Raw genomic sequence first — 8,300 nt, 5'->3', positions numbered from 1 at the left:
CCCCTACTCCCCTACTCCCCTACTCCCCTACAACTTATCCCCCTCCACCTCCGTATCTCCCCCATGAACCTGATCTACGCCGCCCTTGCCTTCCTGATGGCGCTTGTGTTCGGCTTTGTCGGCGTCACCCGCGTGGGCTCATGGCTGATCGAGCGCCGCAATCCGCCGATCGGCGAGTTCGCCGACATCGACGGCGCCCGCATCCACTATGTCCATGTTCCGGCACCCGCCAATGCCGAGCTGCCGCCGATCGTCTTCATCCACGGCGCCAGCGCCAATCTCAGGGACCAGATGCTGCCGCTGCGTCCCTTGCTCGAAGGCCGCGCCGAAATGCTGTTCTTCGACCGGCCAGGCCATGGCTGGTCGGGCCGCGGCACCAACAACGAGAACCTGTCGGCGCAGGCCAACGCCATTGCCGCGCTGATGGACCATCTCGGCATCAAGAAGGCTATCATCGTCGGCCATTCATTCGGCGGCGTGGTGACATCGGCCTTTGGCCGGGAGCATCCCGACAAAACGCTCGGGCTGGTCTTCCTCGCACCGGCGACCCACCCATGGCCGGGCGGCGCAACCGCCTGGTACTACGATCTGACTACCATGCCGGTGCTCGGCTGGCTGTTTTCCGAGACGCTGACCTATCCGGCCGGTACACTGCAGATGGCCGACGCCACCACCTGCGTTTTCTCGCCCAACAAGGTGCCCGACAATTATCTCAGAATGGCCTCTATCCCGCTGGTGCTGCGACCAACAGCCTTTCGTGCCAACGCCACCGATGTCGCCGGGCTCTATCGCTATGCCCTCGGCGCCGCACCGCGCTACAACGAGATCAAGGCGCCAACCGTGGTCATTTCAGGCGATCGCGACAAGGTGGTCTATGCACATATCCATTCGGTCGGCCTGGCGCGCGACATTGCCGGTGCCGAACTCGTCTGGGTGCACAATCTCGGTCACAAGCCAGACTGGATCGCGCCCGACCTGACCGTCGGCGCCATCGAGAAGGTCGCCGGGAAGAGTATAGACCTGCAGGCGATGGCAACGGCAGTGGAGGCGCGCATCGCCGGCGACGCCTACGGCGCCGGCAGATGCGCCGATATCAAGGTACCGCAGGCCGAACTCGCGCCGACCTAAAGCGGATCGCCTGAATCCGTTCAGAGGCGACACGCTTTAGGAATCTAGCGGCTGACTTGTGTGTCCGATCCGATATAGGCGATGCGCAGCATGTTGGTCGAACCCGGTGTCCGCAACGGTACGCCCGCGGTGATGATGACGCGATCGCCCGGCTTGCCGAAGCCTTCGTCGAAGGCGATGCGGCAGGCGCGATTGACCATGTCGTCGAGGTCGACGGCGTCGGGTGAGACGACGCAATGCGTGCCCCACAAAAGCGACAGCCGCCGCGCCGTGTTGAGGATCGGCGACAGCGCGATAACAGGCACTTGCGGCCGCTCGCGGGCGGCGCGCAGGCCGGTGGTGCCTGATGCGGTGTAGGTGATGATCGCCGCCAGCTTCAGCGTTTCGGCGATCTCGCGCGCGGCCAGCGAAATGGCATCGGCGCCAGTCGCCTCCGGCTCGGAGCGCTGGGCGTTGATGATGCCGGCATAGGTCGGATCGGTTTCGACCTTGGTGGCGATACGGTTCATCATTGCCACGGCCTCGACGGGATAGGCACCCGCCGCCGATTCCGCCGACAGCATGATGGCATCGGCGCCTTCGAAGACGGCGATCGAAACATCGGACACCTCGGCGCGGGTCGGCACCGGTGCCGTGATCATCGATTCCAGCATCTGCGTTGCAACCACCACCGGCTTGCCGGCGCGGCGTGCGGCGCGCGTGATCTGCTTCTGGATGCCGGGCACCGCCTCGAGCGGCATCTCGACGCCGAGATCGCCGCGGGCGACCATCAGCGCGTCGGACAATTCGATGATCTCGGCCAGCCGGGCGACGGCCTGCGGCTTTTCGATCTTGGCCATGATCAGCGCCCGGCCGCGTGCGATCTTGCGCGCTTCGGCCAGATCCTCCGGCCGCTGCACGAAGGACAGCGCCACCCAGTCGACGCCCGTGGCCAGCACGGCATCGAGGTCCTTGCGATCCTTCTCGGTCAGCGCGCCGACCGGGAGGTCGGTGTCGGGCAGGCTGACGCCCTTCTTGTCGGAAATGGTGGTGCCGGCGACGACGGTGCAGACGATCGACTTGCCGTCGCTCTTCACCGCCTTCAGCTCGAGCTTGCCATCGTCGATCAGCAGGCGATGGCCGGCTTCGACCGAGCTCAGAATTTCCGGATGCGGCAGATAGACCCTGGTCGAGGTGCCAGGCTCTGGATTGTCGTCGAGGGTGAAGGTCTGGCCTTGCGTCAGCACTTCCTTGCCGTTGGCGAACTTGCCGACGCGCAACTTTGGCCCTTGCAGATCGGCCAGGATGCCGATCGGCCGGCCAACCGCTTCCTCGACAGCGCGGATGCGTCCGACCAGCGTGCGCATCAGTTCATGGTCGGTATGGCTCATATTGATGCGGAACACATCGGCGCCCGCTTCGAACAGTTTCTTCAGCATCTCCTCCGACGAGGAGGCCGGACCGATGGTGGCTAGGATCTTGACCTTGCGGCTACGTCTCATTGACTGTTTGTTCCCGGGGCGGCTGGAGCGCCTCCCGTTGTGGACTCATCGGTCAGCTGGACCATCCAGCTTGCCTGTTCGCCCGTGTCATATTCCTGGAATCCGGCGCGCTGAAAGCCCCGGGCGACGCAGTCGGTCACGCCTGCGATCTTGAACTCTTTTTCAGCCACGCACATGTTGATCGGGCCATCCCAGCGTCCACCGCGTTCGGCGTCTTCTGCATAAAGATAGTAAAACCTTGATGACAGCGGCCCTTCGATCAGCGTCTTGCAACTCGATCCCTCGATGTGCCACCAGCCTTCGGTGATCCAGCCGGCCTTGGCGCGATAGCCGATGCCGACACCGACCAGGTTCTGCGTGGCGTTGCAGACGCGGAAATCGGCGCGCGCCGGCGAAGCCACGACCATGGCCGACAGGCCGATGGCAAGAGTGAGGAGCGGCATGGCAAAGGCAGAGCGCATGCGCTGCCCGCCGGCGGAACTCATCCGAAAACCCCTCAAAAACCACATCAGCATCTCTCTGCGCCCCTTTTCGGAAAAGTCCGGGCGCATGTCAACGCACCGTTTTGTCCAATTCCAATCGATTTAGAAAGGCTCCGGCGCACAATTCGCCGACGTGTGCCAGATTTCCCGGGAAACCTTGGCCAAACAACGGCATTGCGCAAGCGTCGTCTTCGTGGAATGACGATAGCACCCTCCCCGGAAGCCCGCGAACAGACCATTTCCCGCCAATGACCCGATCCACAGTTTTCGCGCCTTTCGAAATCATCGAGGGCGACCGCAAGCGAGGCATCGTGCTGTTGGGCGATCATGCCCGTCGCGACCTGCCCGACGACTACGGCAGCCTCGGCCTGCCCTCGGCCGAGTTCGACCGGCACATCGCCTATGACATCGGCGTCGAGGCGGTGACGCGCGAACTGGCTGCCCTGCTCGGCGTGCCGGCGGTGCTTGCCAATTTTTCGCGGCTGCTGATCGATCCCAATCGCGGCGAAGACGACCCGACGCTCATTCGCCAGCTTTATGACGGCACTGTCGTACCTGGGAATTACCCCATCGCTGCCGATGAGCGCGAGAGGCGGCTCGACGGGTTCTACCGGCCCTATCACGACGCCGTCGGCGCCATGATCGCCTCGGTCGCACAGGCTTCCGCCCAGGTGCCCTTCATCTTTTCGGTGCATTCCTTCACCCCCGCCATGCAAGGAATCCAGCGTCCTTGGCACGTCGGGATCCTGTGGGACCTCGACGACCGCGTGGCGCGGCCGTTGATAGACATGCTGGCGCAGGACAAGAACCTCGTCGTCGGCGACAACGAACCCTATGACGGTGCGCTGCGCGGCGACACCATGTACAAGCATGCCATCGTCAACGGCTTCGCCCATGCGCTGATCGAGATCCGACAAGATCTGATATCGGACCAGAAGGGCGCGCTCGCCTGGGCCGAACGGCTGGCGCCGATCGTTGACGCGATCGACCGCCGTCCCGATATACATGTGGTGAAGATGTTCGGCTCGCGCACCGGGCCGCTATGACGGAGGTTTCGATGACCGAACTCAGCGACGAGCAGCAACGCGATTTCGAAGCGGCCGCCTTCCGCCGGCTGGTCGAGCATCTGCGCGAGCGCAACGATGTGCAGAACATCGACCTGATGAATCTCGCCGGCTTCTGCCGCAACTGTCTGTCGAACTGGTATCGGGAGGCAGCCAATGCCGAGGGCGTCGATCTCACCAAGGATCAGTCGCGCGAGATCGTCTACGGCATGCCTTATGGGGAATGGCAGGCGCTCAACCAAACCGAGGCCTCCGACGCCAAGAAGGCCGAATTCGAGGCAAGGCGCCCCCAAGACCATTGACGCCGTCGCCCCAGTGATCGCTTACGGCTATGTTTGGCTCAAAATGCTCCCAGAAAGAGCCTTGACTGAAAATTGAATCGATCTAATTTGCCGCGCGAAGCCATTTCAGCGGGATTCGCCTCATGAACGCGTCAACTGCCAAGCTGACTGCAATTCGCGGACGATGGGCGCTCGCGGCCATTTTCCTCGCCAACGGCTTCCTGACGGGCAGCTGGGCGCCGCAGATTCCGGTGTTCCTGACTCGGCTGGAGATCTCGAAGTTCACGCTCGGCCTGCTGATACTCTTATTCGGCGTCGGTGCCGTCGTCGCGATGACCTGGTGCGGCCATTTGATCTCCAGACATGGCTCGCGCACCGTACTGCGCTGGTTCGCCCTGTGCGGCAGCCTCGGTCTGATGGTCGTGGCGCTGGCGCCCAACGTACCGCTGGCGGCCGCGGCCATGATCATCTTCGGCGGCTCGATCGGTGGCATGGACGTTGCCATGAATGCCAATGCCGTGGTGGTCGAACGGCGGCTCTCCCGCGCCGTCATGTCGTCCTCGCACGGCTTCTGGAGTCTCGGCGGTTTCGCCGGCGGCGGCCTCGGCGGCTTTGCCATCCAGCACTACGGCCACCTCGCTCACGCGGCGGCGGTAACGGTGTTTGCCTTCGCGGTGATCGCGGTGGCCGTTCGCCATCTCCTCACCGAAGACAGCCCGCAGGCAGCCGAGCACCACAAATTCGCACTGCCGGCAAACCCGCTGGTTTATCTGATCGGACTGATGGCGCTGCTGGCAATGATCTCCGAAGGCGCGGTGCTCGACTGGGCAGCCCTGTATCTGCGCCAGGAGCTCGGCGCCGATCTCGCCGTTGCCGGCCTCGCCTACGCCGGATTTTCGGGCGTCATGGCGGTTACGCGGTTCTTCGGCGACGGCATACGCAATCGCTTCGGCGCGGTGACGACGCTGCGCGTGTCGGCCCTCGTAGCCGCGGTCGGCATGCTGGTGGCAGGCCTGGCGCCCTCGCCCTGGCTCGCCATTGCAGCCTTTGCCTTTTGCGGCTTCGGCATCGCCAATATGGTGCCGATCATCTTTTCGGCTGGCGGCAACCAGGAAGGCATGTCTTCCGGCACCGGCATGAGCGTGGTCACCACTATCGGATACTGCGGCATACTGGTGGCGCCGTCGGCGATCGGCTTCGTTGCCGAGCATTCCAGCTTCGGCCCGATCTTCATCACCATGTCGGGACTGCTGATCATCGTGTTGCTGATGGCCGGGCTCGCTCACCGCGCCGAATTCGCGCCAGCACCCGCCGAATAGCGTTTCAGCTCCTCATGCAGAAAATCCACCACCCGGCGGATGCGCACGCTGGTACGCACATCGCGATGCATCGCCAGCCACACCGGCAGAACTGGCAGCGGCAGGTCAGGCAGCACCTTCTCTATCAAAGGATCCCTGTCGGCCAGCGGCTCCTGACCGAGGCCGATGCCGTTTCCCGCCCGCACCGCTTCCCACAAAACGATCTGGTTGTCGGCCCTGAAGCGGAAGCTGCTCCGGGTGACGGGGATACCATGCTGGGTAAAGCCCCTGATGATCTCGTCGCCGCGGTCGAAGCCGACCAGGTCGTGGTCGACAAGGTCGGCGGGCTTCAGCGGAGGGCCGCGCCTGTCGAGATAGGATTTGGCGGCGCAGGCGCAGAGCTCGATATCGCAGACCTTGCGTGCCATCAGCTCGTTCTGCGCCGGCTTGACCATGCGGATGGCGATGTCGGCATCTCGACGCAGCAGGTTCTCGACCTGGTTGGAGGCGACGATCTCGACCTCGATGCCGGGCTCCTCGATCCCCAGCCGCATCGTCATTTCAGGCAGGACATAGGCCGCCACCACCTCGCTGGCGGCGATGCGCACCGTGCCTTCGATGGCCTCTACCGAACCCAGCGCCAGCAATGAGAAGGCGCTTGCCTGCTCACTGACCGCCTTGCCGCGTTCGAACAGCGTGCTGCCGGCCTCCGTCAGTTCGTAGCCGTGCCGTCCTCGACGGAACAGTGTGACGCCGAGTGCCCGTTCCAACTCGCCGATGTGACGGCCAAGCGTCGGCTGGCTGGCCGAAAGCTTTCGCGCGGCGGCCGACAGGCTGCCGGATTCCGCCACGGCGACAAAGCTCTTGATCAGGTTCCAGTCGATTTCAGCCATTCATTTATGAATATCGGAACGCCATCTGTAGTCAATTTCCATTCGCGTTCGGAGCGACCATATTCCGGCTGCAGACACCAACACGGACTGCAAACACCAACCAGGAGAACTCAGATGACCAAGATCGCTCTCACCACCGCCGCCATCCTCATTTCCGTCAGCGCCGCTTTTGCCGGCAGCGACAAGTTTGGGTCGAACGACGCCAGCCAGCCGGCTGTCACCAGCACCGACAACACGACCACCGCTTCGATCCACAACCCGGATGCGGCCGTCCGGCAGCCGGTCACGCAAGGCAGCAACCGCGACCTCTTCGGCAGCCGCTGATCTCGATCGCGCTTGTCGCTGATCCCGATCGCGCGTCCAGACCGGCCACGCAAATCCCAACCCAGGAGTGCTTCCAATGACCAGTATCGCAATTCTCGGTGCCAATGGCCGGCTCGGCCGCGTGGTCGCCAAGGCCTTCATCGACGCGGGCTACGAGGTCCGCGCCGTCACCCGCAACGGCAAACTGCCAACTGAACTTGAAGGCGCTACGGCCGTTGCCGGTGACGCGCTCGACCGGGAAGCGCTGATCCGCGCCACGGAAGGTGTCGACATCATCTTCAACGGCCTCAACCCGATCTACACCGAATGGGTCAAGTGCCTGCCGATCGCCGAGAATGTCATGGCCGCTTGCCATGCCAACAACGCACTGCATCTCTTTCCCGGGACCGTATACAATTACGGATCGCCGATGCCGGAGGTGATCACGGAAGACACGCCGTTCCGCCCGACGACCGACAAGGGGCGCATCCGCGTCGCCATGGAGGACCTGTTTCACCGCGAGGCCGAAGCACGCCGCGTCCGCACCATCATTTTGCGGGCCGGCGACTTCTTCGGCGGCACCGGCAGCGGCTCGTGGTTCGACTTGGTCGTCGCTGCCAAGATCAACAAGGGTATCTATACGGCGCCCGGCCCGGTCGACCTCGTACATGAATGGGCCTACCTACCGGATCTGGCCAGGGCTTTCGTCGGACTGGCGCAGAACCTGGACAAGCTCGGCGCTTATGAAGCCTTCAACTTCCCCGGCCATCCCGTCACCGACCTGGAGATCAAGGCAGCCGCGGAGAAGGCGCTTGGGCGTCCGCTCAAGATGACCTCGATGGCCTGGTGGGTGCTGCGCGCCGGTAGCCCGTTCGTGGCGATGTGGCGTGAGATCGTGTCGATGTCCTATCTGCGCTTCGAACCGCACCAACTGGCGTCGGCAAGGCTGGAAGGCATCATCGGCGCGATCCCGCACACGCCGCTGGATCAGGCCGTCACTGAAGCTCTCGGGGATATCGGCATTGCCACCGTGACCGGCGTTGCGAAAGCTGCCTGACGTCCGCGATGGCGGGCGATGCTCCTCCGCACATTGACAATCTCCGCGGACTGAGAGGGCGCCTCAGAGCCGTCCCATCAACAGCAGCACCATAAGCACCACCAGCACCACGCCGACAATACCCGAGGGCCCATAGCCCCAGGAGCGCGAATGTGGCCAGGCCGGCACCGCGCCGATGAGGATAAGGACCAGGACGATGATGACGATGGTGGTGATCGGCATGAGAACCCCGCAATTCGACGTTTCGCCCAAGAACAATGCAAAAGGCCGCCCGGTTGTTCCGGGCGGCCTTTTGCGGTCAAATCGGCATTGG

General features: G+C 63.6%; 10 protein-coding genes. 6 read left to right on the top strand and 4 right to left on the bottom strand.

The annotated features are described in order from the left end of the window. The first annotated feature begins 63 nt into the window (after nucleotides 1–63). On the top strand, nucleotides 64–1,128 hold the full coding sequence (locus NKI99_RS16210; RefSeq protein ID WP_352611422.1) for an alpha/beta fold hydrolase: 1,065 nt from the start codon (nucleotides 64–66) through the stop codon (nucleotides 1,126–1,128). Nucleotides 1,129–1,172: 44 nt separating this feature from the next. Here the strand turns inward: NKI99_RS16210 and pyk are convergent, their stop codons facing one another. After that, nucleotides 1,173–2,609, bottom strand: coding sequence for a pyruvate kinase (pyk, locus tag NKI99_RS16205; protein ID WP_023810921.1), 1,437 nt, complete (start codon nucleotides 2,607–2,609; stop codon nucleotides 1,173–1,175). Beyond that, on the bottom strand, nucleotides 2,606–3,094 hold the full coding sequence (locus NKI99_RS16200) for a DUF1036 domain-containing protein (RefSeq protein WP_127260459.1): 489 nt from the start codon (nucleotides 3,092–3,094) through the stop codon (nucleotides 2,606–2,608). The genes pyk and NKI99_RS16200 overlap by 4 nt, the downstream gene beginning before the upstream one ends. 245 nt (nucleotides 3,095–3,339) lie before the next feature. Between NKI99_RS16200 and NKI99_RS16195 the strand changes: the two genes are divergently transcribed. The 3 genes from NKI99_RS16195 to NKI99_RS16185 all read left to right on the top strand — a co-directional run bounded on the left by NKI99_RS16195 (nucleotide 3,340) and on the right by NKI99_RS16185 (nucleotide 5,755). Next, nucleotides 3,340–4,137 carry an N-formylglutamate amidohydrolase gene (locus NKI99_RS16195; RefSeq protein ID WP_352611421.1) on the top strand — a complete coding sequence of 266 codons (798 nt, stop codon included), beginning with the start codon at nucleotides 3,340–3,342 and terminating at the stop codon, nucleotides 4,135–4,137. A gap of 11 nt (nucleotides 4,138–4,148) precedes the next feature. Then, nucleotides 4,149–4,457, top strand: coding sequence for a DUF1244 domain-containing protein (locus tag NKI99_RS16190; protein WP_027037142.1), 309 nt, complete (start codon nucleotides 4,149–4,151; stop codon nucleotides 4,455–4,457). A gap of 122 nt (nucleotides 4,458–4,579) precedes the next feature. Then, on the top strand, nucleotides 4,580–5,755 hold the full coding sequence (locus NKI99_RS16185; RefSeq protein WP_352611420.1) for an MFS transporter: 1,176 nt from the start codon (nucleotides 4,580–4,582) through the stop codon (nucleotides 5,753–5,755). Here NKI99_RS16185 and NKI99_RS16180 read toward each other — a convergent pair. Beyond that, a complete protein-coding gene (locus NKI99_RS16180; protein ID WP_352611419.1) occupies nucleotides 5,719–6,627 on the bottom strand; it encodes a LysR family transcriptional regulator in 909 nt (302 codons plus the stop codon). The genes NKI99_RS16185 and NKI99_RS16180 overlap by 37 nt on opposite strands. Before the next feature lie 114 nt (nucleotides 6,628–6,741). On the opposite strand from NKI99_RS16180, the gene NKI99_RS16175 reads away from it, so the two are divergent. Together NKI99_RS16175 and NKI99_RS16170 are read left to right on the top strand one after the other, a co-directional pair. Further along, nucleotides 6,742–6,951, top strand: a complete 210-nt coding sequence (locus tag NKI99_RS16175; RefSeq protein WP_352611418.1) for a DUF680 domain-containing protein — start codon at nucleotides 6,742–6,744, stop codon at nucleotides 6,949–6,951. A gap of 76 nt (nucleotides 6,952–7,027) precedes the next feature. After that, nucleotides 7,028–7,987 (top strand): SDR family oxidoreductase, encoded by a 960-nt coding sequence (locus tag NKI99_RS16170; RefSeq protein ID WP_352611417.1) that lies wholly within the window; start codon nucleotides 7,028–7,030, stop codon nucleotides 7,985–7,987. Nucleotides 7,988–8,050: 63 nt separating this feature from the next. Here NKI99_RS16170 and NKI99_RS16165 read toward each other — a convergent pair whose 3' ends face one another. Then, the gene (locus NKI99_RS16165; protein ID WP_023810914.1) at nucleotides 8,051–8,209 is read right to left on the bottom strand and encodes a DUF3309 family protein; all 159 of its coding nucleotides are present in this window, start codon (nucleotides 8,207–8,209) and stop codon (nucleotides 8,051–8,053) included. Nucleotides 8,210–8,300: the final 91 nt, after the last annotated feature.

Source organism: Mesorhizobium sp. M0239, from assembly GCF_040321815.1.
GTDB lineage: Bacteria > Pseudomonadota > Alphaproteobacteria > Rhizobiales > Rhizobiaceae > Mesorhizobium.
The sequence above is the reverse complement of the archived record's forward strand: the minus strand, read 5'-3'. Positions and strand labels throughout refer to the sequence as shown.

Coding starts and splice junctions, on each gene's coding strand:
- NKI99_RS16165 (WP_023810914.1), bottom strand. CDS start 8,209: ATGCCGATCACCACCATCGTCATCATCGTCCTGGTCCTTATCCTCATC.
- NKI99_RS16200 (WP_127260459.1), bottom strand. CDS start 3,094: ATGAGTTCCGCCGGCGGGCAGCGCATGCGCTCTGCCTTTGCCATGCCG.
- NKI99_RS16210 (WP_352611422.1), top strand. CDS start 64: ATGAACCTGATCTACGCCGCCCTTGCCTTCCTGATGGCGCTTGTGTTC.
- NKI99_RS16175 (WP_352611418.1), top strand. CDS start 6,742: ATGACCAAGATCGCTCTCACCACCGCCGCCATCCTCATTTCCGTCAGC.
- NKI99_RS16195 (WP_352611421.1), top strand. CDS start 3,340: ATGACCCGATCCACAGTTTTCGCGCCTTTCGAAATCATCGAGGGCGAC.
- NKI99_RS16190 (WP_027037142.1), top strand. CDS start 4,149: ATGACCGAACTCAGCGACGAGCAGCAACGCGATTTCGAAGCGGCCGCC.
- NKI99_RS16185 (WP_352611420.1), top strand. CDS start 4,580: ATGAACGCGTCAACTGCCAAGCTGACTGCAATTCGCGGACGATGGGCG.
- NKI99_RS16170 (WP_352611417.1), top strand. CDS start 7,028: ATGACCAGTATCGCAATTCTCGGTGCCAATGGCCGGCTCGGCCGCGTG.
- NKI99_RS16180 (WP_352611419.1), bottom strand. CDS start 6,627: ATGGCTGAAATCGACTGGAACCTGATCAAGAGCTTTGTCGCCGTGGCG.
- pyk (WP_023810921.1), bottom strand. CDS start 2,609: ATGAGACGTAGCCGCAAGGTCAAGATCCTAGCCACCATCGGTCCGGCC.